This window comes from Cellulomonas composti (genome assembly GCF_007990245.1).
GTDB lineage: Bacteria > Actinomycetota > Actinomycetes > Actinomycetales > Cellulomonadaceae > Cellulomonas > Cellulomonas composti.
Genome location: NZ_BJWG01000017.1, coordinates 1 through 26,988 on the forward strand (window position 1 = coordinate 1; position 26,988 = coordinate 26,988).

Sequence of the window (26,988 nt, forward strand, 5' to 3'; positions counted from 1 at the left end):
GGGGGGGGGGGGGGGGGGGGGTTATGGGGTTGTGGTGAGGGCGTGGCGCATGGGTTCTAGCTTGGCTTCGGACTCCGCCAGCTCGGCGGCCGGGTCGGAGGCGGCGACGATGCCGCAGCCGGCGAACAGGCGCACGCGGTGCGGGTCGTCGGACGAGGTCTGGGCGGAGCGCAGCGCGATGCCCCACTCGCCGTCGCCGTCGGCACCGAACCAGCCGACGGGCCCGGCGTAGCGCGCGCGGTCCATGCCCTCGACGGCGCGGATCAGCTCGCGCGCGGCCACGGTCGGGGTGCCGCACACCGCGGCGGTGGGGTGCAGCGCGGCGGCCAGGGCGAGCGAGGTGGGGTGGGCGTCGGTGTCGACGGGGGCGGTCAGGACGCCGGTCACGTCGGACGCGAGGTGCAGGACGTTGGGCAGGTGCAGGACGAACGGGACGTCGGGCACGTTCGTCGACGAGCAGAACGGCTCGAGCGCCTGCGCGACGCTCGTCACGGCGTACTCGTGCTCCTCGAGGTCCTTGGAGGAGTGGGCGAGGATCGCGGCGCGCGCGAGGTCGGCGGCGTCGTCGCCCGTGCGGCGGATGGTGCCGGCCAGCACGCGCGAGGTGACCAGCCCCTTCTCGGAGCGCACGAGCAGCTCGGGGGTCGCGCCGAGCAGGCCGTCGACGGCGAAGGTCCAGCACGACGGGTAGCGGTCGGCGAGCCGGGACAGGGCCCAGCGGGCGTCCAGGGGCCGTTCGGTGGTCGCGACCACGTCGCGCGCGAGCACCACCTTGTCCACCTCGCCGCGGCGGATCGCGGCGATCCCCGCGGCGACCACGTCACGCCAGCCGTCGGCGGACACCGCGCCGTCGTCGTACGTCACGACGCCGGGCGAGACGGGCGGTTGCGCGAGCCCGACGAGGTCGGCGAGCACGGGCGCCGGGCCCAGGGTCGCGCCGGTCGAGATGGTCGTCAGCCAGGTCCGGCCGGCCCGCCGCCCCACGACGACCGAGGGGACCACGACGACGCCGCCCGCGGGCGACTCGTCGTCGAACGCGAACGACGCGAACGCGACGGGACCCGTGCCGGGCACCTGCACCTCGTCGCGGACCACCGCGTGCGCGACGACCGCGCGCCAGACGGCCTCAGCGTCCGCGAACCGCTGCGCGCCACCGACCTCGACGCGCAGCGTCTCGCCCCACGCGACCAGGCCGTCGCCGCGCCGCACCCACGCCAGGGGGGCGTCGGGGGGCAGCAGGTCGAGCAGGTCGTCGGCGTGCGGAAGGCCCGCGGCGTCGGGTGCCCGGACGGGCAGGTCGAGCGCGACGGTCCGCACGACGAGCGGGTGGGGGAGGTCCTCGGGGACCGACGTCAGCGTGCTCATCGCCGTCCAGGGTATGCCCGACGGGGGCGGCCGCCCGACGAGGCTGGCACGATGGGGCCCATGGCGCGTGCAGGCTTGGACAAGGAGCCCTCCGAGGTCGCGGCGATGTTCGACGCCGTCGCCGGGAAGTACGACCGGACCAACGACGTGATGTCGATGGGCCAGGACCGGGCGTGGCGGCGCGCGACGATCGCCGCGATCGACGCGCAACCCGGCGAGACGGTGCTCGACCTCGCCGCCGGCACGGGCACGTCGTCGGAGCCGCTCGCGGACGCCGGCGTCCGCGTGATCCCGTGCGACCTGTCGGTCGGGATGCTCACGGTGGGCCACCAGCGCCGGCCGGACCTGCCGTTCGTCGCGGGCAACGCGCTCGCGCTGCCGTTCGCCGACGAGTCGTTCGATGCCGTGACGATCTCGTTCGGCCTGCGCAACGTGCCGGACGTCGAGACCGCGCTGGCGGAGATGCTGCGCGTCGCACGACCGGGCGGGCGGCTCGTCGTGTGCGAGTTCTCCACGCCGAGGCGCAAGGCGTTCCGGGCCGTGTACAACGGCTACCTCACCCAGGCACTCCCGCGCGTGGCACGCGCGGTGAGCAAGGAGTCGGAGGCCTACACCTACCTCGCGGAGTCGATCCGCGACTGGCCGGACCAGCGCGAGCTGGGGCTGACGATCAAGCGGGCCGGCTGGCAGGACGTGGCTTACCGCAACCTGTCGGGCGGCATCGTCGCGCTGCACCGCGCGACGAGGGCGAGCGCCTGACGCACGGGCCCGGACGAAGGCCCCGGAAGAGAGGAATGTGCAGTTCACCGGGCGTTCTTCACCCCGTCGCGAAGGCCTCCGACGAGGTGAGGTAAGCCTTCGCAGACACTCCCGGAGAGCGTGGTTACACTCGCCGGAGCCGTACGTGAACATCGTCACAAGTGGAGTCGCAGGTGGTGGACGCAACCGATGACGCAGACGTCATCGTCGTGGGCGCGGGCCCTGCGGGCTCCGCGACCGCGTACCACTGCGCGCGCGCCGGGCTCGACGTGCTGCTCCTCGAGAAGGCCTCTTTCCCGCGCGACAAGATCTGCGGCGACGGGCTGACCCCGCGCGCGGTGGCCGAGCTGGTCCGCATGGCCGTGCCGGTGCGCGAGCGCGAGGGCTGGATCCGCAACAAGGGCCTGCGCGTGATCGGCGGCGGGCACCGCATCGAGCTCGCGTGGCCCGAGATCTCGTCGTACCCCTCCTACGGGCTCGCGCGGGCCCGCACGAGCCTCGACCAGATCCTCGCCGAGCACGCGCGCACGGCGGGCGCCAAGCTGCACGAGCGCACCAACGTCACCGGCGCGATCCGCCATGAGCGCACGGGTCGCGTGATCGGCGTGACCGCACGCCCCGTGGACGACGACGGGCGCCGAGCGGGCGACGACGTCACCTACCGGGCCCGGGTCGTCGTCGCCGCCGACGGGGTGAGCGCGCGGCTCGCCACGGGCCTGGGCCTGACCAAGCGCGACGACCGCCCGATGGGCGTGGCCGTCCGCACCTACTTCCGCACGCCGCGGCACGACGACGCGTGGATGGAGTCCCACCTGGAGCTGTGGGACGGCGAGCCCGGCCGCAGCAACCTCATGCCCGGGTACGGCTGGATCTTCGCGCTCGGCGACGGCACCGCCAACGTCGGCCTCGGCTCGGTGAGCTCGACTGCCGCCGCGACGAAGGTCGACTACAAGACCCTGTTCGCGGCGTGGATGGCCAACGCCCCCGCCGAGTGGGAGTTCACGCCCGACAACCAGCTCGGGCCGGTGCGCGGCGCCGCGCTGCCGATGGGCTTCAACCGCGGTCCGCTGTACGGCAACGGCCTCATGCTCGCGGGCGACTCCGCCGGCATGATCAGTCCGTTCAACGGCGAGGGCATCGCGTACGGGTTGCAGGCCGGCCGCGTCGCGGCGGACGCGATCGCGCAGGGCCTCGCGCGCGGCACGGCCGCGGGCCGCGAGCGCGCGTTCGCCACCTACCAGCGCCGCATGAAGGACGACCTCGGCGGGTACTACACGCTCGGTCGCGTGTTCGTGAAGATCATCGAGCACCCCGAGGTCATGCGGATCTGCACGCGCCACGGCCTGCCCCGGCCGCTGCTCATGCGCTTCGTGCTCAAGCTCCTGTCCGACTGTTACGAACCCCACGGCGGCGATCTCGTCGACCGGACGATCTCCGCCCTCGCCCGGATCGCACCGGCAGCATGACCCCCCGCCCCGCCCCCCACGACTCGCCGAGGAGTGCGCGATGACCAACCCGTACGTGCCGCTGCTGTGGCTGATGGGGATCGGCGCGGTCCTCGCGCTCGGTGGCGTCGGCGCCAGCGCGATCATCGGCCCCAAGCGCTACAACCGCGCCAAGCTCGAGGCCTACGAGTGCGGCATCCAGCCGACGCCGCACGCGATCGGTGGCGGCCGGTTCCCCGTGAAGTACTACCTGGTGGCGATGACGTTCATCGTGTTCGACATCGAGGTCGTCTTCCTCTACCCGTGGGCGGTCGACTTCCTGGAGCTCGCGGTCTTCGGGCTCGTCGCGATGGTCGGCTTCCTGGTCCTCATCACCGTGCCGTTCGTCTACGAGTGGCGCCGCGGGGGCCTCGAGTGGGACTGACGGTCACGAGCACCTCACGCACGACGAGCACGACGACGAGGAGGGCCTGATGGGTATCGAGGAAGCTCCCTCGGGATTCCTGCTGACGACGATCGAGGACCTCGTCGGCTACTTCCGCAAGAACTCGCTGTGGCCGGTCACGTTCGGCCTGGCGTGCTGCGCGATCGAGATGATGGCGGCGGGCACCCCCCGGTTCGACATCTCGCGGTTCGGCATGGAGGTGTTCCGCGCGTCGCCGCGCCAGGCGGACCTCATGATCGTCGCGGGCCGCGTGAGCCAGAAGATGGCCCCGGTCGTGCGTCAGGTCTACGACCAGATGGCCGGCCCGAAGTGGGTGCTGTCGATGGGCGTGTGCGCGTCGTCCGGCGGCATGTTCAACAACTACGCGATCGTGCAGGGCGTCGACCACGTCGTCCCCGTCGACATCTACCTGCCGGGCTGTCCGCCGCGGCCGGAGATGCTCCTCAACGCGATCCTCACGCTGCACGAGCAGATCTCGAAGGAGCCGATGGGTGTGAACCGCAAGGAGGCCGCCGCGGCGGCCGAGCGCGCGGCCCTCGAGGCGACACCGACGTCCCAGCTGACGGGTCTGCTGCGATGAGCGACGAGAAGAAGGACGCCGCGAAGGCGGTCGCCCCCGGCACGGGCGCGACCGCGCAGAGCACGACCGAGGTCGCGCTCGAGGCGGGCGCGCAGGGTGGCCCGGAGGTCGCGCGCACGCCGCTGGACGTCGTGGACGTGCGGCAGGGCCTGTTCGGCGCGCACGACAGCGGCGACACCTCGGGCTACGGCGGCCTGGTCACGACGATCGTCATGCCGGGGCCGAGCGAGCGGCCGTACGGTGGCTGGTTCGACGAGGTGGTCGACGTGCTCGCCGAGCTGCTCGACGAGTCGGGCACCGGGTACGCGAACGCGGTCGAGTCCGTCGTCGTCGACCGCGGTGAGCTCACGGTGAACGTCGTGCGCGAGCACGTCGTCGAGGTCGCGCAGCACCTGCGCGACGACCAGGACCTGCGCTTCGAGCTCAGCCTCGGCGTCTCGGGCGTGCACTACCCGCACGACGAGGGCCGCGAGCTGCACGCCGTCTACCACCTGACCTCGGTGACGCACAGCCGCACCCTGCGTCTTGAGGTCGCGGTGCCGGAGACCGACCCGCACCTGCCGTCGACGACGTCCGTCTACCCGGCCAACGACTGGCACGAGCGCGAGACGTACGACTTCTTCGGCCTGGTCTTCGACGGCCACCCGGGCCTGGCCCGCATCGAGATGCCCGACGACTGGCCGGGCCACCCGCAGCGCAAGGACTACCCCTTGGGCGGCATCCCGGTCGAGTACAAGGGCGCGTCGATCCCGCCCGCGGACCAGCGGAGGTCCTACAGCTGATGAGCACCACACGCCCCGCCCCCCACTCCACCGGCCACATCGTCGACGACGAGACGGTGGGCATCCCGTCGTTCGAGGCGTCCGGCGGCGACTGGTCCGACATCGCCGAGGAGGCCGCGCGCCTCGGCGAGGAGCGCATCGTCGTCAACATGGGTCCGCAGCACCCGTCGACGCACGGCGTGCTGCGCCTGATGCTCGAGATCGACGGCGAGACGGTGACCGAGGCCCGCGCGGGCATCGGCTACCTGCACACCGGCATCGAGAAGAACATGGAGTTCCGCACCTGGACGCAGGGCGTGACGTTCTGCACCCGCATGGACTACGTCGCCCCGCTGTTCCAGGAGGCGGGCTACTGCCTCGCGGTCGAGAAGCTCCTGGGCATCACCGACGACGTGCCTGAGCGGGCGAGCATCATCCGCGTCCTGATGATGGAGCTCAACCGCATCACGTCGCACCTGGTGTGCCTCGCCACGGGCGGCAACGAGCTGGGCGCGACGACGATCATGACCCAGGGGTTCACGGCACGTGAGGAGATTCTCAAGATCTTCGAGCTGATCTCCGGCCTGCGCATGAACCACGCGTACATCCGCCCCGGCGGTGTCGCGCAGGACGTGCCCACGGGTGGCGTCGAGGCGACGCGCGAGGCGCTGGTCAAGGTCGAGCACTACCTGCGCCAGCTCGAGGACCTCATGATGGCCAACCCGATCCTGCACCTGCGGCTCAAGGGTGTCGGCCACCTCAACCTCGCGGGCTGCATGGCGCTCGGCGTGACGGGGCCGATGCTGCGCTCGGCGGGCCTGCCGTACGACGTGCGCAAGACGGCGCCGTACTGCGGCTACGAGACCTACGACTTCGACGTGCCGACGGCCTCGACCGCCGACGCGTGGGGGCGCGTCGAGGTGCGGATGGAGGAGATCTATCAGTCGCTGAAGATCTGCCGCCAGGCGCTCGACCGGCTCGACCGCACCCCCGGCCCCGTGATGGTCGCCGACAAGAAGATCGCCTGGCCCGCGCAGCTCGCGATCGGGTCGGACGGCATGGGCAACTCGCTCGCGCACATCAAGGAGATCATGGGCACCTCGATGGAGGCCCTGATCCACCACTTCAAGCTCGTCACCGAGGGCTTCCGGGTGCCGGCCGGACAGGCGTGGCAGACGGTCGAGCACCCGCGCGGTGAGCTGGGCGTGCACCTGGTCTCCGACGGCGGCACGCGTCCCTACCGTGCGCACTTCCGCGACCCGAGCTTCAACAACCTGCAGGCCACGTCGATCCTGTGCGAGGGCGGGCAGATCGCCGACGTCGTCGTCGCGGTCGCGTCGATCGACCCGGTGCTGGGAGGGGTGGACCGCTGATGTCCGTCGAGGAGCTCACGCCGCGCGGCGAGGGTCAGGCGCACCGCACGTCGTACGACGACGCGACGCGCGCCCGGCTCGCCGCCGACGCCGCGCAGATCGTCGCGCGCTACCCGCAGGAGCGTTCGGCGCTGCTGCCGATGCTGCACCTGGTGCAGGCCGAGGACGGGTACGTCAGCCCGCGCGGGATCGCGTTCTGCGCGCAGACCCTCGGCCTGACGACGGCCGAGGTCAGCGCCGTCGCGACGTTCTACACGCAGTACAAGCGCCACCCCAACGGCGAGTACACGGTGGGCGTGTGCATCAACACGCTGTGCGCCGTGATGGGTGGCGACGCGATCTGGGAGCACCTGTGCGACCACACCGGCGTCGGGCACGACGAGACGACGCCGGACGGCAAGGTCACCCTCGAGCGGGTCGAGTGCAACGCGGCGTGCGACTACGCACCCGTCGTGATGGTGAACTGGGAGTTCCTGGACAACCAGACCCCGGAGTCGGCGGCCGCGGTCGTCGACGCGCTGCGCGCGGGCGAGAAGGTCGTCCCGACGCGCGGCGCCGCCGAGGTCGTGCCGTTCAAGGAGATGTCCCGCGTGCTCGCGGGCTTCCTGGACGGCCGGGCCGACGAGGGCGTCGGGGCCGGCGAGCCGACGCTGCGCGGCACCGTCCTCGCCCACGAGCAGGGCTGGACCGCGCCGCCCTTCCCGGGCGAGGAGCCCCCGCGTGCCGCGTCGTCGCGCGCGAAGGCGCCGGCCCGTGGGGCAGGCACCCCGCGCACCGGCGACGTGCAGTCGAGCGCCGAACGGCCGGTCACCACGGCCGCGGACTCGTCGTCCGAGCAGCGGGAGAAGAAGCAGGCCTCCTCCGACGCGAAGGAGCAGTGATGGCGACGACCCTCGCTCCGGTGCTGAGCGACCACTGGGACGCCGACCGTTCGTGGACCCTGGCGACGTACGAGGACCACGGTGGCTACCGCGGCCTGCGCCGCGCGCTCGGCATGCCGGCGGCCGACGTCGTGACGGCGGTCAAGGACTCCGGCCTGCGCGGCCGTGGCGGCGCCGGCTTCCCGACGGGCATGAAGTGGGGCTTCCTGCCTGCGCCGGACGGCGGCCCGCGCTACCTCGTCGTGAACGCGGACGAGTCCGAGCCCGGGACGTGCAAGGACATCCCCCTGATGATGGCGAGCCCGCAGCACCTGATCGAGGGCGTGATCATCACGTCCTTCGCGATCGGCTGCCACCACGCCTTCATCTACGTGCGCGGCGAGGTGGTGCACGTGTACCGCCGCCTGCTGCGCGCGGTCGAGGAGGCGTACGCCGCGGGCTACCTGGGGAAGAACATCCTCGGCTCGGGATACGACCTCGAGGTGACGGTGCACGCCGGCGCCGGCGCGTACATCTGCGGCGAGGAGACCGCGCTGCTCGACTCGCTCGAGGGCCTGCGCGGCCAGCCGCGGCTCAAGCCCCCCTTCCCAGCGGTCGCGGGCCTGTACGCACGCCCGACGGTCGTCAACAACGTCGAGTCGATCGCGTCGGTCCCCGGGATCCTGGTCGGCGGTGCCGACTGGTTCAAGCAGATGGGCACCGAGCGCTCGACCGGTCACGGGCTGTTCTCGCTGTCCGGCCACGTCACGCGGCCCGGGCAGTACGAGGCGCCGCTGGGCATCACGCTGCGTGAGCTGCTCGAGATGGCGGGCGGCATCCGCGAGGGCCACGAGCTCAAGTTCTGGACGCCGGGCGGCTCCTCGACGCCGCTGTTCACGGCCGAGCACCTCGACGTGCCGCTCGACTACGAGTCGGTGGGTGCGGCCGGGTCGATGCTCGGCACGCGCGCGCTGCAGATCTTCGACGAGACGACCTCGGTGGTGCGCGCCGTCACGCGGTGGACCGAGTTCTACAAGCACGAGTCGTGCGGCAAGTGCACGCCGTGCCGCGAGGGCACGTTCTGGCTCGCGCAGATCCTGCAGCGGCTCGAGCGCGGTCAGGGCACGACCGAGGACATCGACCTGCTGCTCGACCTGTGCGACAACATCCTGGGCCGCGCGTTCTGCGCGCTGGGCGACGGTGCAACGAGCCCCGTGACCAGCGCGATCCAGTACTTCCGGGAGGAGTTCGAGGCGGGCACGCACACGCCCGCCGACGTCCTGTTCCCGCCCGAGCGCAGCTCGCTGTTCGACTACACGCCACGCCGCTCCCCAGCGGCCCTCGCGGGGGTGCACGCATGACGATCACCTCGGACCGTTCCACGGCAGGTGCCCCGGCCGACCGCTCGACGAGCACACCGCTCGTCCCGGCCGCGCCGGTCCCGGCGCCGGCCGAACCGACGGCGACCGTCACGTTCAGCATCGACGGCATCGAGACGACCGTGCCGAAGGGCACGCTCGTCATCCGGGCCGCCGAGGAGCTGGGCATCCAGATCCCGCGGTTCTGCGACCACCCGCTGCTGGCCCCCGCCGGCGCGTGCCGGCAGTGCCTCGTCGAGGTGTGGGCGCCGGGCCGCGACGGCAGCCTCGCCAAGATGCCGAAGCCCCAGGCGTCCTGCACGCTCGAGGCCGGCCCCGGCATGCAGGTCAAGACGCAGCACTCGTCGCCCGAGGCGGACAAGGCGCAGCACGGCGTCATGGAGATGCTGCTCATCAACCACCCGCTCGACTGCCCGGTCTGCGACAAGGGCGGCGAGTGCCCGCTGCAGAACCAGGCCATGAGCAACGGCCGCGCGACGTCGCGGTTCGTCGACGTCAAGCGCACGTTCCCCAAGCCGATCTCGATCTCGACCCAGATCCTGCTCGACCGCGAACGGTGCATCCTGTGCCAGCGCTGCACGCGGTTCTCCGAGGAGATCGCGGGCGACGTGTTCATCGACCTGCAGAAGCGCGGTGCGCAGCAGCAGATCGGCACGTTCGACACGCAGGTGCTGGGCTTCGCGGGCGAGACGCCCGCGGGTGCGGCCGCCGAAGACCTCAGCGGGCGGCCGTTCGCGTCCTACTTCTCGGGCAACGTCGTGCAGATCTGCCCCGTCGGCGCGCTGACCAGCGCCGCGTACCGGTTCCGTGCGCGGCCCTTCGACCTCGTCTCGACCGCGTCGATCTCCGAGCACGACTCGAACGGTTCCGCGATCCGCATCGACCACCGTCGCGGCGTCGTGCTGCGTCGCCTCGCGGGCGAGGACCCGACGGTCAACGAGGAGTGGATCAGCGACAAGGACCGCTTCGCGTTCCGCTGGCAGAGCGCGCCGGACCGGATCGAGACGCCGCTCGTGCGGCACCGCAACGAGGACGGCACGCGCGGCGAGCTCGTCCCGGCGAGCTGGGTCGAGGCGTTCGGCGCCGCGGCCGCCGGCCTGCGGGCCGCGATCGACGCCGGCACGGGAGTCGGGGTCCTGCCTGGCGGCCGCCTCACGCTCGAGGACGCGTACGCCTACGGCAAGCTCGCGCGGGTCGCGCTGCGCACCAACGACGTGGACGGCCGTGCTCGTCCGCACTCCGACGAGGAGGCGGCGTTCCTCGGCCACCGGGTTGCCGGTCGCACGCTCGAGGTCACGTTCGCCGACCTGGACCGCGCTCCGCTCGTGCTGCTCGTCGGGCTGGAGCCCGAGGAGGAGGGTGGCGTCCTGTTCCTGCGGCTGCGCAAGGCCGCGACCCAGCACCGCACGCGCGTGGTCGCGGTGGCGCCGTTCGCGAGCCGCGGACTGGCGCGGGTCGCCGGCACGCTGCTGGCCGCCGCGCCCGGGACCGAGGCGGAGGTGCTCGACGGCATCGTCGCCGACGCGTCCGACGAAGCCCTCGCCGCGGCCGGTGCCGCGCTGGGCGAGCCCGGTGCCGTGATCCTCGTGGGGGAGCGGCTCGCGGGTGTGCCCGGCGCTCTGAGCGCCGTGCTTCGTCTCGCCGAGCGCTCGGGTGCACGCCTGGCCTGGGTGCCGCGGCGCGCGGGCGAGCGCGGTGGCCTCGAGGCCGGACTGCTGCCGTCGCTGCTGCCCGGCGGGCGGCCCGTGGCCGACGCCGCGGCCCGCGTCGACCTGGCCGCCGTGTGGGGCGTCGACCACCTGCCGGACGCGCCGGGCCGGTCCACCGCCGCGATCGTCGCGGGTGCCCGCGACGGGTCGCTGGGCGCGCTCGTCGTCGGCGGGGTGGACCCTGGCGACCTGCCGGACCCGGCGCTCGCGCGCGACGCGCTCGAGAAGGTCGGGTTCGTCGTCTCGCTCGAGGTGCGCGAGTCCGACGTGACGCGCCGTGCGGACGTCGTGCTGCCCGTCGCGCCCCCGGTCGAGAAGCCGGGCACGTTCGTGACGTGGGAGGGCCGGCCCCGGCCGTTCGGCCAGGCGCTCGTCTCGCACGCGCTGCCCGACCACCGCGTGCTCGACGGCCTGGCCGCCGCGATGGGCGTCGACCTGGGCCTGCACTCGCTCGCGGACGTGCACGCCGAGCTCGACCAGCTCGGGGGCTGGGACGGCGAGCGCGTCGCGGCGCCCGACGTCGCGGGCGACGAGCCGCCGCAGGTCCCGCCGGGTCATGCGGTGCTGGCGACCTGGCACCTGCAGCTCGACGCGGGTCGTCTGCAGGACGGTGAGCCGTTCCTGGCCGGTACCGCGAAGCGTCCGGTCGCGCGGGTGTCCGCGGCGACCGCGGCCCAGGCCGGCGTGGCGGACGGCGCACCGCTCGCGGTGAGCACCGACGCCGGGACGATCACGTTGCCGGCGCTCGTCACGGACATGCCCGACCTGGTGGTCTGGCTCCCGACGAACAGCCCCGGCAGCGCGGTGCGGGACACGCTGCACGCGGACGGCGGTGCCCTGGTGCGCATCGCCGCCGGCACCGCGGACCCGGCGCAGGACGAGGAGGTCTGATCGTGCTCACCGAACCGATCCCCGGCGTCGCCGCGGACTTCAGCAACGACACGTGGTGGATCTGGCTGATCAAGGCCGTGGTCATCGTGATCTTCCTGCTCACCAGCGTGCTCATCGCGATCTGGTTCGAGCGCAAGGTCGTCGCCCGCATGCAGGTGCGGCCGGGCCCCAACGTGCACGGCCCGTTCGGCCTGCTGCAGTCGCTCGCCGACGCCATGAAGCTCCTGTTCAAGGAGGACATGACCGTCAAGGCGGCCGACAAGGTCGTCTACATCGTCGCGCCGATGATCGCGGTGTTCTGCTCGCTGCTGACGTTCGCCGTGATCCCGCTGGGGCCGTCGGTGAGCATGTTCGGCCACGAGACGCCGCTGCAGCTCACGGACTTCCCGGTCGCGGTGCTCTACATCCTGGCCTGCGCGGCCGTGGGCGTGTACGGCATCGTGCTCGGCGGCTGGTCGTCGAACTCGACCTACCCGCTGCTCGGCGGGGTGCGCTCCACCGCCCAGGTCATCAGCTACGAGCTCGCGATGGGCCTGTCCCTGGTGAGCGTGTTCATCCTGTCCGGGTCGATGTCGACCTCGACGATCGTCAACGAGCAGACGCAGGTCTGGTGGTTCCTCCCGCTGCTGCCCGCGTTCGTCATCTACGTGATCTCGATGGTCGGCGAGACCAACCGGCTCCCGTTCGACCTTCCCGAGGCCGAGGGCGAGCTGGTCGGCGGGTACACCACCGAGTACTCGTCGATGAAGTTCGCGTGGTTCTTCCTCGCCGAGTACATCAACATGCTCAACGTCTCGGCCGTCGCCACCACGCTGTTCCTCGGCGGCTGGCGCGCCCCCTGGCCGGTCTCGACGATCAACGACGGCATGTTCAACGAGGGCTGGTGGCCCGTGCTGTGGTTCCTCGTCAAGCTGTGGGGCCTGATGTTCTTCTTCGTGTGGGTGCGCGGCTCCGTGCTGCGGTTCCGCTACGACCAGTTCATGAAGCTGGGCTGGAAGGTGCTCATCCCGGCGTCGCTCGTCTGGCTCGTGTGCGTCTCGGTGGTCCAGGGTCTGCGCGTGTTCCCGCAGTTCGAGGACGTGCAGCTCCGCACGATCCTGTTCGGGCTCGCGGGGGTGTTCGTCGTCGGGATCGTGATCTCGATGTTCGTCCCCGAGAAGAAGGCTGCCGCCGCCGCGGCCGAGGGCCCGCAGGTCCTCGACGCCTTCCGGGACGGCTACCCCGTGCCGCCGCTGCCGGGCCAGGTGCTGCCGCCGTCGCCGCGTGCGGGTCGCGTGCGCGCCACGGTCCCGGTGGGTGCCCCCGACGAGATCTCCGAACCCCAGTCCGACCCCGACCAGGAGGTCCACGGTGGCTGAGCCGAAGAAGAAGCCTCAGCCCGGCGCGGTCGCGAAGCGGCCGGCGACGGGTGAGGTCAGCGCGCCGGCGGACGGCGGCTACACGTCGGTGATCCCACCGGCCTCGGGCCTGCGGTCCGCGCTCGCCCCCGTGGGCGGGTTCGGCGTGACGCTCTCGAACATGTTCCGCAAGACGGTCACGGAGCAGTACCCGTCCGAGCGCGTCCCGACGAAGCCGCGCTACCACGGCCGGCACCAGCTCAACCGGTACCCGGACGGGCTCGAGAAGTGCATCGGCTGCGAGCTGTGCGCGTGGGCCTGCCCCGCGGACGCGATCTACGTCGAGGGCGCCGACAACACGCCCGACGAGCAGCACTCGCCCGGTGAGCGCTACGGCCGCGTCTACCAGATCAACTACCTGCGTTGCATCTTCTGCGGCCTGTGCATCGAGGCCTGCCCGACACGTGCGCTCACCATGACGAACGAGTACGAGCTCGCGGGCCCGACGAGGGCCGGGCTGATCTACGAGAAGCAGGACCTGCTGGCGCCGCTGCGCGAGGGCATGCTGGCGGCCCCGCACCCGATGGTGGAGGGCACGACGGACACCGAGTACTACCGAGGCGAGGTCACGGGCGCGACCGACGCGCAGCGCGACTGGGTACGCGAGCACCGGCCCGACGACCCGACGCTGCCCGAGGGTGCCGGCCTGGAGGCCGCGAACGTCCTCGGCCCCGCCGCCGCCGTCATGGCCGAGACCGTCGCCGCCGCGAACCGGCAGGGGATGCGATGAACGCGATGCTGCCCGCCGTCCTCGAGGGAGGGCAGGCGAGTACCGCAGAGGCGGTGCTGTTCTGGATCCTCGCGCCGGTCATGGTGATCGCGTCGTTCGGCCTGCTGTTCGTGCGCAAGGCCGTGCACGCCGCGCTGTCGCTGATCCTCGTGATGATCTGCCTGGCGTTCATCTACGTCGCGCAGGGCGCGGTGTTCCTGGGCGTCGTCCAGGTCGTCGTCTACACCGGCGCGATCATGATGCTGTTCCTGTTCGTGCTCATGCTCGTCGGGGTCGGCTCGGCCGACTCGCTCGTCGAGACGATCCGCGGGCAGCGCTGGATCGCCTGGCTCGCGGGCCTGGGGCTCGCGGTCGTGCTCGTCGGGGTCGTCGGCACGGCGCTGTACGACGAGCCGGTGGGCCTCGAGAGCGCGAACGCCGACACCAACCCGATCGGCATCGCGCGCGTGATCTTCGGCGAGCACGTGTTCGCGATGGAGGTGGTCGGCGCGCTGCTGGTCACCGCCGCGCTCGGCGCGCTCGTCTACACGCACCGCCCGCGGCTGACGCCCAAGGTCGGGCAGCGCGAGCTCGCCGACGCGCGCGTGCGCTCGGGCCAGCACCTCGCGCCGCTGCCGGCGCCCGGCGTGTACGCCCGGCACAACGCGATGGACGTGCCCGCGCTCGACCCGCAGGGCCGGCCGATCGAGAGCTCGGTGCCGCGCGTGCTGCGGGTGCGCGGCCAGGAGGCCGACGCCGCCGAGTACGCCGCGCGCATCGAACGGGTCATCGCCGGCCACGAGGCGGACCCGCCCGACGCGCTCACGACGAGCCCCGACGAGCCGGCCGACGACGCCGCACAGCCGCAGGAGGCGAAGTGACGCTCACCCACTACCTGGTGCTGTCCGGGATCCTGTTCTCGGTCGGCGCGAGCACCGTGCTGCTGCGGCGCAACGCGATCATCGTGTTCATGGGCATCGAGCTGATGCTCAACGCGACGAACCTGTCGTTGGTCACGTTCAGCCGCATGCACGGCCAGCTCACCGGCCAGGTGCTCGCTTTCTTCGTCATGGTCGTCGCCGCCGCCGAGGTCGTCGTCGGCCTCGCGATCATCGTCGCGATCTTCCGTACCCGCCGCTCGGCCTCGGTCGACGACGTGAATCTCCTGAAGAGCTGAGGGGCGGCCCGTGCACACCCTGACCGCGCTCGCGGCGAGCCTGCCCGCGGACACGCTCGCCCCTGCGACCGAGACGGTGCAGGCCGGGATCTTCCTGGTCACGCCGCTGCTCGTCGGACTACCGCTCGCCTCGGCGGCGGTGCTGCTGCTGCTCGGCCGCCGGGCCGACCGCTGGGGCCACTGGCTCGGCGTGCTGGCCTCCAGCGCCGCCTTCGTCTTCGGCGTCGTCGCGTTCCTGCGCCTCGTGGAGCGGCCCTCGGACCAGCGCACGCTGCTCGTACCGATCGGCACCTGGATCGACGCGGGCTCGTTCCACGTCGACGCGGGCATCCGGCTCGACCCGCTGTCGCTGACGTTCGTGCTGCTCGTGACGTTCGTCGGGTCGCTCATCCACGTGTACTCCGTGGCCTACATGGACCACGACCGCGACCGGCGCCGGTTCTTCGCGTACCTCAACCTGTTCGTCGCCGCGATGCTCCTGCTGGTGCTCGCCGACTCCTACCTGCTGCTGTTCGTCGGGTGGGAGGGCGTGGGTCTCGCGTCGTACCTGCTGATCGGGTTCTGGAACCACCACACGCCGTACGCGGTCGCGGCCAAGAAGGCGTTCGTCGCCAACCGCGTCGGCGACGTCGGCCTGATCGTCGCGATGGGGCTGATGTTCGCGCACTTCGGCGGACTCGACTTCGAGACCGTGCTCGGTGGCGCCGCCGACCCGGCGCTGGCCGGCGTCAGCGAGGGCACCATGACGGCGATCGGCCTCATGCTGCTCCTCGCCGCGTGCGGCAAGTCGGCGCAGTTCCCGCTGCAGTCCTGGCTCGGGGACGCGATGGCCGGCCCGACCCCGGTGTCCGCGCTCATCCACGCCGCGACCATGGTCACCGCCGGCGTGTACCTGATCGTGCGCTCGGGGGCGGTGTTCGAGGCCGCGCCCGACGCGCAGCTCGTCGTCGTGATCGTCGGCGCAATCACGCTCCTGTTCGGGGCGATCGTCGGCTGTGCGAAGGACGACATCAAGAAGGCGCTCGCCGCCTCGACCATGTCGCAGATCGGGTACATGGTGCTCGCCGCGGGCCTGGGCCCCGTCGGGTACGCGTTCGCGATCTTCCACCTGGTCACGCACGGCTTCTTCAAGGCCGGCATGTTCCTCGGGGCCGGCTCGGTGATGCACGGCATGGACGACCAGGTCGACATGCGCCGGTTCGGCGGCCTCGCGCGGTACATGAAGGTCACGTGGCTGACGTTCATGATGGGCTGGCTCGCGATCCTCGGCATCCCGCCGTTCTCCGGGTTCTTCTCGAAGGACAAGATCATCGAGGCGGCCTTCATCCCGACCGACGGGCAGGAGTGGCGCGCGTGGGTGTTCGGCGGCGTCGCGCTGCTGGGCGCGGGCGTCACCGCGTTCTACATGTCGCGGCTGTTCTTCATGACGTTCGAGGGGGACCGGCGCTGGTCGGCCCGCAAGGACGGCTCCGAGCAGCACCCGCACGAGTCCCCGGCCCTGATGACCTGGCCGATGATCATCCTGGCGGTCGGCTCGGTCGGGCTCGGCCTCGTGCTGGCCACGGGCAGCCGCTTCGTCGACTGGCTCTCGCCCGTGACCGGGCACGCCGAGCACGGTGAGCCCGTGCTGCCCGCGGGTGTGCTGATGGGTCTGACCCTCGGCCTCGTCGTCGTCGGGCTGGTGCTCGCGTGGCGCCGGTACGCGGTCTCGACCGTCCCGGTCGTCCCGCCGGTCGGCACCGCGCTGACCCGTGCGGCACGCGTCGACCTCTACCAGGACGCGGTCAACGACGCGCTGCTGGTGGAGCCCGGCGAGCACCTCACCCGCTCGCTCGTGTTCGCCGACCGCACGGTCGTCGACGGGGCCGTGACCGGGGTCGCCCGCGTCACGGTGGGCCTCGGGTCGCTGTTCCGCCGGGCCCAGACCGGCTACGTCCGTACCTACGCCGCGACGATGCTGGCGGGCCTCGTGGTCCTGCTGGTGGTCGTCCTGGCCGTGCAGAGCTGAGGAGAGCGATGTCGCCCGACTTCCCCTGGCTGACCACGCTCATCGCGTGGCCGGTCCTCGGAGCGCTCCTGCTGTGGCTCGCCCCGCGCGGCCTGCGGGCGCACGCGCGCATGATCGCGCTGGCCTGGTCGCTCGTCGAGCTCGTGCTCGTCGGGCTCGCGTTCACCGCGTTCGACACCGGCGACTCGGGGACCGTCCAGCTCACCGAGACCCATCGCTGGATCCCCGCGATCGGCACGTCGTACGCCGTGGGCGTCGACGGCGTCGGGCTCGCGCTGATCGCGATGTCGGCGCTGCTCGTGCCGCTCGTCGTGCTCGCCGCCTGGCGTGAGCAGGGTTCGCAGGAAGGCGTCAGCGACCGGCTGCGGGGCTACCTCGCGCTCGTGCTGCTGCTCGAGGCGTTCATCGTCGCGGTCTTCGCGGCGCGCGACGTGTTCCTGTTCTACGTCGTCTTCGAGGCGATGCTCATCCCGGTGTACTTCATGATCGGCGCGTTCGGCGGGGCGCAGCGGCGGTACGCCGCCGTGAAGTTCCTGCTCTACTCGCTCGCGGGCGGCCTGATCATGCTCGTCGGCGTGATCGCGCTGTACCTGCAGGGCCCCGGCGGACCCGAGGGCTTCCTCACGGACAACCTCGTCACGGCCGACCTGGCGCCGACCACCGAGAAGTGGCTGTTCGTCGCGTTCTTCATCGCGTTCGCGATCAAGGCGCCGATGTTCCCGGTGCACACCTGGCTGCCCGACGCGGCCGAGCAGGCCCCCGCCGGCACCTCGACGCTGCTCGTCGGCGTGCTCGACAAGGTCGGCACCTTCGGGATGCTCACGCTGTGCCTGCCGCTGTTCCCGGACGCGTCGCGCTGGGCGGCACCCGTGATCATCGTGCTCGCGGTCGTCTCGATCCTGTACGGCGCGCTGCTCGCGATCGGCCAGAAGGACCTCATGCGCCTGATCGCGTACACCTCGGTGTCGCACTTCGGGTTCATCGTCCTGGGCATCTTCGCGTTCACCAGCACGTCGGTGGCCGGCTCGTCGTTCTACATGGTCAACCACGGGCTCTCGACGGGGGCGCTGTTCCTGCTCGCCGGGTTCCTGGTCGCGCGACGCGGCTCGCAGCAGATCGCGGACTTCGGCGGCCTGCAGAAGATCGTGCCCGTGCTCGCGGGCCTGTTCCTCGTCGCCGGCCTGTCCGCGCTGTCGCTGCCCGGTCTGTCGACGTTCGTCAGCGAGTTCATGGTGCTCGTCGGGACGTTCGCGCGGCACCCCGCCGCCGCGATCGTCGCGTCGACCGGTGTCGTGCTCGCCGCGATCTACATCCTGTGGACCTACCAGCGGATCTTCACCGGGCCGCCGCGCGAGGAGCTCGAGGGCATGCCCGACCTGCGCGCGCGTGAGCGCTGGGCCGTCGCGCCGCTGATCGCCGCGATGCTCGTGCTCGGCTTCGTGCCCGGCCCGGCCCTCGACCTCGTGCGCCCGCCCGCGGCCGTCACGCTCGACCAGGTGGGCGTCACCGACGTACCCGCCGCCGCCGAAGGGAGCGACCAGTGAGCTTCACGCAGCCCGACAGCATCGAGTGGGCGGCGATGTCGCCGGTCATCATCGTGCTCGGTGCGGCCGTCGTCGGCGTGCTCGTCGAGGCGTTCGTGCCCGCGCGTGCGCGGCGGATCACCCAGCTCGCGATCGCGTTCGCCGCGACGATCGGCGCTATCGTCGCGGTCGCGGCACTGTGGAGCGGCACGCGTCGTGACGGCGGCACCATGGTGCTCGGCGGGGCGCTCGTCGTGGACGGCCCGGCGCTGGTCCTGCAGGGCAGCATCGCCGTCCTGACGATCCTGTCGCTGCTCGTGATCGCCGACCGCACCGCCACGGGGGAGGACGCGTTCGCGCCCACCGCGGCGTCGGTGCCGGGCTCCGACTACGAGGAGCTCGCGCGGCGCAAGGGCCTGGAGCAGACCGAGGTCTACCCGCTGGTCCTGTTCGCCGCCGGCGGCATGCTCATCTTCCCCGCGACGGCCGACCTGCTGACGCTGTTCGTCGCGCTCGAGGTGCTCTCGCTCCCGCTGTACCTGCTCACGGGCATGGCGCGTCGGCGTCGGCTGCTCTCGCAGGAGGCGTCGCTCAAGTACTTCCTGCTCGGCGCATTCGCGTCCGCGCTGCTGGTGTTCGGCATCGCGCTCGTCTACGGGTACGCCGGCACGCTCAACTACGGCGAGATCGCCGCGGTCACCGAGGACCCGACCGGTCTCGACACGCTCCTGCTCGTCGGCGCGGTGCTCGTGCTCGCGGGCCTGCTGTTCAAGGTCGGCGCGGTGCCGTTCCACACCTGGACGCCCGACGTCTACCAGGGCGCGCCGACGCCGATCACCGGCTTCATGGCCGCGTGCACCAAGGTCGCCGCCTTCGGCGCGCTGCTGCGGATCTACTACACGGTGGTCCCCGGGCTGCAGTGGGACCTCGACGTGATGATGTGGACGGTCGCGATCGCCACCATGGTCGTCGGCACGGTCGTCGCGCTCGTGCAGACCGACGTCAAGCGGCTCCTGGCGTACTCGTCGATCGCGCACGCGGGCTTCATCCTGACCGGCATCGTCGCGCTGAACCCGGCCGGCGTCTCGTCGGTGCTGTTCTACCTGCTGGTCTACGGCGTGGCGACCGTCGGCGCGTTCGCCGTCATCTGGCTCGTGCGGGAGCGCACGGGCGGTTCCGACGACGACGACCCGCGCGGCTCGGTGCTCGGCGAGGCGACCCACATCTCGCAGTGGGCCGGGCTCGGGCGCACCCACCCCGCGCTGGCCACGGCGTTCACGCTCTTCCTGCTCTCGTTCGCCGGCATCCCGCTGACCGCAGGCTTCATCGGGAAGTTCACCGTGTTCTCGGCGGCCGTCGACGGCGGCGCGTGGCCGCTCGCGCTGATCGGCGTGCTGGCCTCGGCCGCGGCGGCGTTCTTCTACGTCCGGATCATCGTGCTGATGTTCTTCACGGCACCGCACGGCGAGTCCGACGAGGCCGCGGCGGCTGCTGCGGCGGACGAGCTCTCACCCGAGCCCGGACCAGCCGAGCCCGCCCTCGTCGGGACCGGCGTCGTCGAGGCCGGCGTCGTCGAGACCGGAGCGGACGTCGCGACCCCGGAGGGTGGTGTCGCGACGCTCGTCGCGGTGCGACCCGTCACGACGACGACCACCGTGGTCCCGTCCGAAGGGTTCGCGGCCGTCGCGATCGTGCTGTGCGCGGCCGCGACGATCCTGCTCGGCGTGTTCCCGCAGCCCGTGCTGGACCTCATCGCGGACATGGCCACGTTCCTGCGCTGAGGCCCGGCGAGGGTAGGTTGACCCGGTGACTTCGACGACGGCGTTCCCGCTCGCCGACCCGGACCTGACCGAGCGCCTCGCGGCGCGGCTCGCCCTCGTCGAGGAGAGCCTGCGCACGGCTGTCGCGCACGCCGACTCGCTGGCCGACGAGGCGTCGCGTCACCTCGTCAACGCGGGCGGCAAGCGACTGCGGCCCATGCTCGCGCTGCTCGTCGCCGAGCTCGGGGACGGTGCGCGCCGCGAGGTGATCGACGCCGCGGTCGTCGTGGAGCTCACCCACCTCGCGACGCTGTACCACGACGACGTGATGGACTCCGCGCCGCTGCGCCGCGGCGCACCCTCCGCGCACGAGGTCTGGGGCAACTCCGTCGCGATCCTCACGGGTGACCTGCTGTTCGCGCGCGCGTCCTCGACTGTCGCGGGCCTCGGCCCCGAGGCCGTGCGCATCCAGGCGCGCACGTTCGAGCGGCTGTGCCTGGGCCAGCTGCACGAGACCGTCGGCCCGCGCGAGGGCGAGGACCCCGTCGAGCACTACCTGCAGGTGCTCGCGGACAAGACGGCCTCGCTCATCGCGACCTCCGCGCGTCTGGGCGCGATGTTCGCCGGCTGCCCGCCGGACGTCGTGGCGACCGTGACCGAGTTCGGCGAGAAGATCGGCGTCGCGTTCCAGCTCGCCGACGACGTCATCGACCTCGCCTCCGACGGCTCCGTCACGGGCAAGACCCCCGGCACGGACCTGCGCGAACGCGTCCCGACGATGCCCGCGCTCCTGCTGCGCGCGCGCGTCGCGGGTCCCGACGCCACCGACGACGACCGCGCGGTGCTCGCCCTGCTCGATGCGGACCTCACGGGTGACGACGCGCTCGCCGCCGCCGTCGCGGCGCTGCGCACGCACGACGTGGTCGGGCAGACGCGGGACCGAGCCGTCGCGCTCGCGCGCGAGGCCGTGCGCGAGCTCGGGCCCCTGCCCGACGGGCCGGTCAAGGACGCGCTCGTGTCGTTCGCCGACGCGCTGGTGGACCGCGCCGCCTGAGCTACGCCCGGCCGGGTGACGCACAGCTCGGGCCTGAGTCGCCCGTGCGGGTGACCGGGTCGGGGACCTGACGCCGCGATCTGGCAGCATGCTGCCCAGGTCGTCGGGGGGCGACGCGGTCTGGAGGCATGGTGAGCACCTGTCCGACGTGCGGGGCGGCACTCGAGCCCGGCGCGATGTTCTGCGCCGAGTGCGGATCGCGCGTGCCCGCGCCCGTGCCGCCACCACCTCCTGCGGTCGTGCCGTCGCCGGACGCGCGCGTCGCTCCGGTGCCGCCGCCGATCGCTGCCGCGCAGCCCGTCGCGCCGGAGCAGCGGCGCTCCACCGCGTTGCCGCGGCACACCGGGTACCCGGTGGTGCCCGGCAGCATCGCTCCCGTCGGGCGGCGCGTCGCCGCGTATGCGATCGACGTCGCGGCGCTCGTCCTGCTCGCCGTCGTCGGCGCGGCCGTCGCAAGCGCCGTCGTCGCGTCGCGTGAGGGCCGGGACGGCTTCCTCGACCCGGCCGGACCGGGCGGCGCCGTCCTGGTCGTCGACGTGCTGGTGCTCCTCGGCGCCCTGGCGCTGTGGGTCGCAGAGTCGGTGACGGGTGCGACGCTGGGCGGCGCGCTGCTCGGTATCCGGACCGTCGGGCTCGAGACCGGACGCCCGGCGGGTCTCCTGCGGATCCTGCTGCGCTCGGTCGTCGTGGGTCTCGGCGCGCTCGCGTGCGGGTTGGGGCAGTGGCTCGTCGTCGCGTCCGGGGCGTTCGACAAGACGCCCGCGCAGCGCGGCTGGCACGACAAGGCGGCCGGGACGCTCGTGCTGCGGGCGTCCGCGACGCGTGTCGCGCGCAGCAGCGACCCGTCCGTCGCCTGGGACCGTGCCGTCTCGCGCGCCGTGGGCGGCCCGACGACCGCGCCCGCCCCGGCCCCGGTGTCGGAGCCTGTCCTCGCTCCTGCCCCGCCGCCGGACCCGGTCCTCGGTCCCGGTCCGGTGCCACCTCCTGGCCCGGCCCTCGCTCCGGTCCCGGCCCCGCCGCCGAGCCCGGTCCCGGCTCCCGTTCCGGTCCTGCCGCCGGACCTGGCCGTGGCTCCGGGTCCGGTCCCGCCGCACGGTTCGGCGCCGTTGACCGGCCCGGTCACGGGCACCGACCAGGTGCCGGCTCCGGCACCGCACCCGGCGTCCGCGCCCACGTCGACGGTCGGGCTGGTGCCGCTGCCGCCGGCCGGGTCGGCCACGCCCGTGCGCCCGACGACGCCACCGCCCGGCCTCATCACGGGGTTCCCGGACCCGGCCGCAGCGCCCGTGCCGCGGCACTTCGAGGACCGGGACGACGTCGAGCACACCCGGCTCCGCGAGAGCGCTCCGGACGCACCCCGGCCGGATGCGCGACCGTCGGGGCTGCGGCTGGTGTTCGACACGGGTGAGCTGGTCGACGTCACGGGCGACGGGCTCGTCGGGCGCAGTCCCGACGCTCAACCGGGTGTCGAGCACCTCGTGGCGATCGACGACCCCGCCCGCTCGCTGTCCAAGGTGCACGTCGCTTTCGGCGTCGGTGGCCCCGACACGCTCTGGGTCGTCGACCGCGGCTCGACCAACGGCACCGTGCTGGTGCGCCCCGACGGCTCGCGCGCGGTGCTGCCGGCGGGCGCGCGCGCCGAGGTCGGCGTGGGCTGGACGATCCGGCTGGGCGAGCGCAGCGCGCTCGTCGAACGCCGCTGACCGCGGCGCCGCGCGGGGCCGGACCGACCTGAGCCGTCAGAGCGTCGGCGGCGTCCACGCGAGCTGGACGACCTGGATCCCGGCACCCCGCGTGACGAGCTGCGCACGACCGGGCCCCCCCGGTACGGGACGCGCGGCCCCGACGAGCGGACCCTCGTCGGGGCTGCCGGACAGCACCAGACCGGGTGCGGCGAGATCGCGCAGCGACTGCAGCACGGGGTCGTACAGCGCGCGGGACGCGCCTCCCGAGCGCCGGGTCACGACGAGGTGCAGGCCGACGTCGGCCGCCTGCGCGAGCAGCGGGACGAGCGCGGCGACCGGGTTGCCCTGCGAGGTCGAGACGAGGTCGTAGTCGTCGACGAGGACGTAGACCTCGGCACCGGTCCACCAGGAGCGGGCGCGCAGCTGTTCGGGCGTGACGTCCGGGCCGGGCAGGCGGGTGCGCAGGTAGCCGGCCAGGTCGGCGAGCTCGGACACCGACTGCTCCTGCGTCGTCAGGTAGCCCGCGAGGTACTGCTCGGGGATCTCGCCCAGCAGCGCTCGCCGGAAGTCGACCGCGAAGATCTGCGCCTGGCCGGGGGTGTGGAGGCGCTGCACCTCGGTGGCGACCAGGCGCAGCACGGCGGACTTGCCGGAGCCCGCGTCGCCGAACGCGTACAGGTGCTGCTCCTCGGCGAGGTCGAGCACGACGGGTGCCAGGGCGTTCTCGTCGATGCCGAGCAGCACTCCTGGGGCGTCCGGTGCGGCCAGGCGCAGCGCCTCGAGCGTGACCTGCTCGGGCAGCAGGCGCAGCTTGGGCGGGGGAGCGCCGTGCCAGGACGCGGTGACGGTGTCGACGAGGTGCTCCACCCCGGCACCGAGGGACTCCGGGGCGCCGGAGCCGTCGATGCGCGGCAGGGCGACGAGCACGTGGTGGCGGGACTGCACCAGACCGCGGCCCGGCCGCTCGCGCGGCACCGCGGCCGCGACCTTGCGGTCGATCTCGGAGTCCGACGGGTCGCCGAGCCGCAGCTCGAGGCGTGAGCCGAACAGGTCCTTGACCTGCGTGCGGAAGTCGAGCCACCGGCTCGCGGAGGCGAGCAGGTGCACGCCGAAGGTCAGGCCGCGGCCCGCGAGCGCCTGGAGGCGCTGCTCGAGCTCGTCGAACTCCGCGCGTACCGTGCTCCAGCCGTCGACGACGAGGAAGACGTCGCCGTAGCCGTCGTCCGCGCGCCCCTGGGCGCGGCGCTGGCGGTAGGTCTCGATCGAGTCGATGCCGTTCGCCCGGAAGTAGCGCTCGCGCGCGTTGACGATGCCTTCGACCTCGGCGACGACGCGTCGCACCACGTCGGGTTCGGAGCGCGTCGCGACGCCGGCGACGTGCGGCAGCGCCGCGAGCGGCGTGAAGGTGCCGCCGCCGAAGTCGAGCACGTAGACCTGGACCTCCAGCGGCGTCGAGGTGAGCGCCAGCCCGGTGACGACCGAGCGCAGCACGGTGGACTTGCCCGACCGCGGTCCGCCGACGACGGCCATGTGCCCGCCGGCGCCCGCGAGCGAGACGGTCAGGTTCTCGCGTCGCTGCTCGAGCGGGCGGTCGACGATTCCGAGCGGGAAGGTCAGCGGCCCGGCGTTGCGCCAGGTCGGCGAGACCAGGCCCAGGTTCGGGTCGACCACGAGGTCGGGCATCAGCTCGTCGTACGTGGCGGGGACCACCAGCGGCGGCAGCCACACCTGGTGCGCGGCGGGACCGCGGCCGCGCATGAGCTGGACGGCGATGTCGAACGTCGCGCGCCGCTCGTCGTCGGGAGCCGCCACCTCGTCGGGCTCGTCGGGGACCGCCGGGCCCAGGACCGGAGCCGCTGTGAAGGACTCGAGCCGGGTGGCGCCGCGCGCGACGGGCGCGCCGGTGGCGGTACGGCGGCGTGCCTTGGGCGGACCGCTGACGTAGGCCGCGCGAAACTGGATCATCGTCGCCGGGTCCGGCTTGAGGTAGCCCATGCCGGGGATCGACGGCAGCTCGTAGGCATCGGGCACGCCCAGCACCGTGCGCGACTCCGCGGCGGAGAACGTGCGCAGGCCGATCCGGTAGGACAGGTGTGACTCGAGGCCGCGAAGGCGCCCCTCCTCGAGTCGCTGGCTCGACAGCAGCAGGTGCATCTGCAGCGAGCGGCCCAGGCGCCCGATCGCGACGAAGAGGTCGACGAACTCGGGCTTCGCGGCCAGGAGCTCGGAGAACTCGTCGGCGACGATGAGCAGCGCGGGCAGGGGGGCGAGCTCGGGGCGGTCCGTGCGACGAGCGCGCTCGTAGTCCGCGACGTTGGCGAAGTTGCCCGACGCGCGCAGCAGCTCCTGGCGGCGCACCATCTCGCCCTGCAGCGCGTCCTGCATGCGGTCGACGAGCGTGAGCTCCTCGCCGAGGTTGGTGATGATCGCCGAGACGTGCGGCATGTCCGCCATACCCGCGAAGGTGGCGCCGCCCTTGAAGTCCACCAGGACGAAGTTGAGGTCCTCCGACGAGTGCGTCAGCGCGAGCGCGAGAACCAGCGTGCGCAGCACCTCGGACTTGCCCGAACCCGTCGCGCCGATGATCAGGCCGTGCGGGCCCATGCCCTGCTGCGCGGACTCCTTGATGTCGAGCGAGACGGGCTGCCCCTGCGGCGTCAGGCCGATCGGCACCCGGAGCCGGTCGCGCGGCGGCCGCGGTCGCCAGGCCGTGTCGAGGTCGAGGTCACGTACGTCGCCGAGGCCGAGCAGGTCGACCAGCTCGGAGGAGACCGGGCCGGTGTCGCGCTGCGGTCCGGAGCCCACGTGCAGCGGCAGGAGTCGGCGCGCGGTCGCCTCGGCCTCGACGACCGAGAGCTGGTCGCCACGCAGCCGCGTCGGCTCGAGCCCGAGGCGCAGCACCTCGACGGGCACGCCCCCGTCGGGCAGCGGCGCACCCAGCAGGAGGCGCAGCGTCGACGGGTCGTCGAGCTCGTCCCACCGCTCGGGCAGCTCGAGCACCGTGACACCGAGCACGCCGTCCGCGGTGAGCACCCCGTTGCCCGGCGGCACGTGGCCGCCGTCGACGACGACGAGCAGGTGCGGCAGCGGGGTCGCACCACGCGCGGTGCCGAATCGCGGGCGCTCGCGAAGGCCCTCGGGCAGCAGCTGCTCGATCTCGGCGAGCGACGTCGCGACGAGTCGTGCGGCACCTACCGCGTCGCGTTCGGTCGTCGAGTGCGCGTGCGGCAGCCACTTGACCCAGTCCCACGCGGGCAGCGCGCGGTCGTCGGCCAGCACCGCGATCCGCAGCAGCTCGGGGGAGTGGAACGTCGCGGCCTGCGCGACGAGCGCGCGCGCGATGCCGCGAGCCTCGGCCTCGGTGCCGGCCACCTCCACGCGCGCCGCGGAGCGCAGGTCGAGCGAGAGCGGGATGTCCTGCTGGACCCGGTGCGTGACGAGGAAGCGGTGCGCCGCCGACGCGGCGACGGGGTCGAGCTGCGCGAGCGGCGGCGTCTGGGGTGCCTCCAGCGCTAGGCACAGTCGCTGCGGGCCGGTGCCGAGGCGCGCCCGCAGGTACTCGGGGTGATCCTGTCCGCGCTCCCACGCGCGCGAACGCTCCTCCGCGATCGCGGGCAGCGCACCGGGTGCCGGCGCATCCCACTCGGCGGCCCGGCGTTGCGCGCGCGCGGCCTGCCGGACCGTGCGACGCAGGTCGGCAAGGTAGGCGAGGTACTCACGCCGTGCGCCGACCACCGTGGCGGTGTGCTGCGCGCGCTGCCGCCAACCGTTGACGGCGACGAAGCCGAGCGACGCGACCAGGAACATGCCTGCCGCGATATAGCCCTTCGGCCCGGGCTGGGCGATCGCCACGAACACGATCGAGCCGACGCTGCCGAGCATCGGGACGAGGTTCGCGAGCATGCCGCTGACGCCGTCCGCCGGCTGCAGCTCCGGTGGTGCCTGGAGCACCACCTGCCCGGTGGGCACGGGCGGCGGTCCGACGACGTGCGTCTCCCCGTCGGCGACGATCGACATGAGCCTCCTCGCCGGTGCGCGATCCCCTGTCGCGCCGCGGCCGGGCTCACGTTACCGGGCGCGTGCCGGGCGCGTGCGACGCTTCCGGGGC

General features: G+C 72.8%; 20 protein-coding genes and 1 pseudogene. 19 read left to right on the top strand and 2 right to left on the bottom strand.

What is annotated here, in order from left to right; genetic code table 11:
- Window positions 1–21: 21 nt before the first annotated feature.
- Complete coding sequence (locus CCO02nite_RS14715; RefSeq protein ID WP_146843931.1) at window positions 22–1,365, bottom strand: isochorismate synthase; 1,344 nt, start codon at window positions 1,363–1,365, stop codon at window positions 22–24.
- Window positions 1,366–1,425: 60 nt separating this feature from the next.
- Here CCO02nite_RS14715 and CCO02nite_RS14720 point away from each other — a divergent pair, with 60 nt between their 5' ends.
- The 19 genes and pseudogenes from CCO02nite_RS14720 to CCO02nite_RS16255 all read left to right on the top strand — a co-directional run bounded on the left by CCO02nite_RS14720 (window position 1,426) and on the right by CCO02nite_RS16255 (window position 22,898).
- Complete coding sequence (locus tag CCO02nite_RS14720; protein WP_146843932.1) at window positions 1,426–2,124, top strand: demethylmenaquinone methyltransferase; 699 nt, start codon at window positions 1,426–1,428, stop codon at window positions 2,122–2,124.
- Window positions 2,125–2,297: 173 nt separating this feature from the next.
- Window positions 2,298–3,590, top strand: a complete 1,293-nt coding sequence (locus CCO02nite_RS14725; RefSeq protein WP_146843933.1) for a geranylgeranyl reductase family protein — start codon at window positions 2,298–2,300, stop codon at window positions 3,588–3,590.
- Between the two features lie 40 nt (window positions 3,591–3,630).
- Window positions 3,631–3,993, top strand: a complete 363-nt coding sequence (locus CCO02nite_RS14730) for an NADH-quinone oxidoreductase subunit A (protein ID WP_146843934.1) — start codon at window positions 3,631–3,633, stop codon at window positions 3,991–3,993.
- A 49-nt stretch (window positions 3,994–4,042) separates the two neighbouring features.
- The gene (locus CCO02nite_RS14735; protein ID WP_146843935.1) at window positions 4,043–4,594 is read left to right on the top strand and encodes a NuoB/complex I 20 kDa subunit family protein; all 552 of its coding nucleotides are present in this window, start codon (window positions 4,043–4,045) and stop codon (window positions 4,592–4,594) included.
- Window positions 4,591–5,376 carry an NADH-quinone oxidoreductase subunit C gene (locus CCO02nite_RS14740; RefSeq protein WP_146843936.1) on the top strand — a complete coding sequence of 262 codons (786 nt, stop codon included), beginning with the start codon at window positions 4,591–4,593 and terminating at the stop codon, window positions 5,374–5,376. The genes CCO02nite_RS14735 and CCO02nite_RS14740 overlap by 4 nt, the downstream gene beginning before the upstream one ends.
- The gene (locus tag CCO02nite_RS14745; protein ID WP_146843937.1) at window positions 5,376–6,728 is read left to right on the top strand and encodes an NADH-quinone oxidoreductase subunit D; all 1,353 of its coding nucleotides are present in this window, start codon (window positions 5,376–5,378) and stop codon (window positions 6,726–6,728) included. Before CCO02nite_RS14740 ends, CCO02nite_RS14745 begins: the two co-directional genes overlap by 1 nt.
- Window positions 6,728–7,609 (top strand): NADH-quinone oxidoreductase subunit NuoE, encoded by an 882-nt coding sequence (nuoE, locus tag CCO02nite_RS14750; RefSeq protein WP_146843938.1) that lies wholly within the window; start codon window positions 6,728–6,730, stop codon window positions 7,607–7,609. Before CCO02nite_RS14745 ends, nuoE begins: the two co-directional genes overlap by 1 nt.
- Window positions 7,609–8,949 carry an NADH-quinone oxidoreductase subunit NuoF gene (nuoF, locus tag CCO02nite_RS14755; protein ID WP_146843939.1) on the top strand — a complete coding sequence of 447 codons (1,341 nt, stop codon included), beginning with the start codon at window positions 7,609–7,611 and terminating at the stop codon, window positions 8,947–8,949. The genes nuoE and nuoF overlap by 1 nt, the downstream gene beginning before the upstream one ends.
- Window positions 8,946–11,567, top strand: a complete 2,622-nt coding sequence (locus tag CCO02nite_RS14760) for an NADH-quinone oxidoreductase subunit G (protein ID WP_146843940.1) — start codon at window positions 8,946–8,948, stop codon at window positions 11,565–11,567. The genes nuoF and CCO02nite_RS14760 overlap by 4 nt, the downstream gene beginning before the upstream one ends.
- A 2-nt stretch (window positions 11,568–11,569) precedes the next feature.
- Complete coding sequence (nuoH, locus tag CCO02nite_RS14765; protein ID WP_246117580.1) at window positions 11,570–12,925, top strand: NADH-quinone oxidoreductase subunit NuoH; 1,356 nt, start codon at window positions 11,570–11,572, stop codon at window positions 12,923–12,925.
- Window positions 12,918–13,694, top strand: a complete 777-nt coding sequence (gene nuoI, locus CCO02nite_RS14770; RefSeq protein WP_146843942.1) for an NADH-quinone oxidoreductase subunit NuoI — start codon at window positions 12,918–12,920, stop codon at window positions 13,692–13,694. Before nuoH ends, nuoI begins: the two co-directional genes overlap by 8 nt.
- Window positions 13,691–14,554 carry an NADH-quinone oxidoreductase subunit J gene (locus tag CCO02nite_RS14775; RefSeq protein ID WP_371862525.1) on the top strand — a complete coding sequence of 288 codons (864 nt, stop codon included), beginning with the start codon at window positions 13,691–13,693 and terminating at the stop codon, window positions 14,552–14,554. The genes nuoI and CCO02nite_RS14775 overlap by 4 nt, the downstream gene beginning before the upstream one ends.
- The gene (nuoK, locus tag CCO02nite_RS14780) at window positions 14,551–14,850 is read left to right on the top strand and encodes an NADH-quinone oxidoreductase subunit NuoK (protein WP_146843943.1); all 300 of its coding nucleotides are present in this window, start codon (window positions 14,551–14,553) and stop codon (window positions 14,848–14,850) included. The genes CCO02nite_RS14775 and nuoK overlap by 4 nt, the downstream gene beginning before the upstream one ends.
- A gap of 10 nt (window positions 14,851–14,860) precedes the next feature.
- A complete protein-coding gene (nuoL, locus tag CCO02nite_RS14785) occupies window positions 14,861–16,858 on the top strand; it encodes an NADH-quinone oxidoreductase subunit L (protein WP_146843944.1) in 1,998 nt (665 codons plus the stop codon).
- Between the two features lie 8 nt (window positions 16,859–16,866).
- A complete protein-coding gene (locus CCO02nite_RS14790) occupies window positions 16,867–18,402 on the top strand; it encodes an NADH-quinone oxidoreductase subunit M (RefSeq protein WP_146843945.1) in 1,536 nt (511 codons plus the stop codon).
- A complete protein-coding gene (gene nuoN / locus CCO02nite_RS14795) occupies window positions 18,399–20,162 on the top strand; it encodes an NADH-quinone oxidoreductase subunit NuoN (protein ID WP_146843946.1) in 1,764 nt (587 codons plus the stop codon). The genes CCO02nite_RS14790 and nuoN overlap by 4 nt, the downstream gene beginning before the upstream one ends.
- 25 nt (window positions 20,163–20,187) lie before the next feature.
- The gene (locus CCO02nite_RS14800) at window positions 20,188–21,195 is read left to right on the top strand and encodes a polyprenyl synthetase family protein (RefSeq protein ID WP_146843947.1); all 1,008 of its coding nucleotides are present in this window, start codon (window positions 20,188–20,190) and stop codon (window positions 21,193–21,195) included.
- Between the two features lie 128 nt (window positions 21,196–21,323).
- Window positions 21,324–21,395 (top strand): annotated as a pseudogene (locus tag CCO02nite_RS16400) (zinc-ribbon domain-containing protein); the annotation flags it as partial.
- A 3-nt stretch (window positions 21,396–21,398) separates the two neighbouring features.
- A complete protein-coding gene (locus tag CCO02nite_RS16255; protein WP_281284614.1) occupies window positions 21,399–22,898 on the top strand; it encodes an RDD family protein in 1,500 nt (499 codons plus the stop codon).
- A 36-nt stretch (window positions 22,899–22,934) separates the two neighbouring features.
- Here the strand turns inward: CCO02nite_RS16255 and eccCa are convergent, their stop codons facing one another.
- Entirely contained in the window at window positions 22,935–26,897 is a 3,963-nt protein-coding gene (eccCa, locus tag CCO02nite_RS14810; protein WP_146843948.1) for a type VII secretion protein EccCa, read from the bottom strand.
- Between the last annotated feature and the right edge of the window lie 91 nt (window positions 26,898–26,988).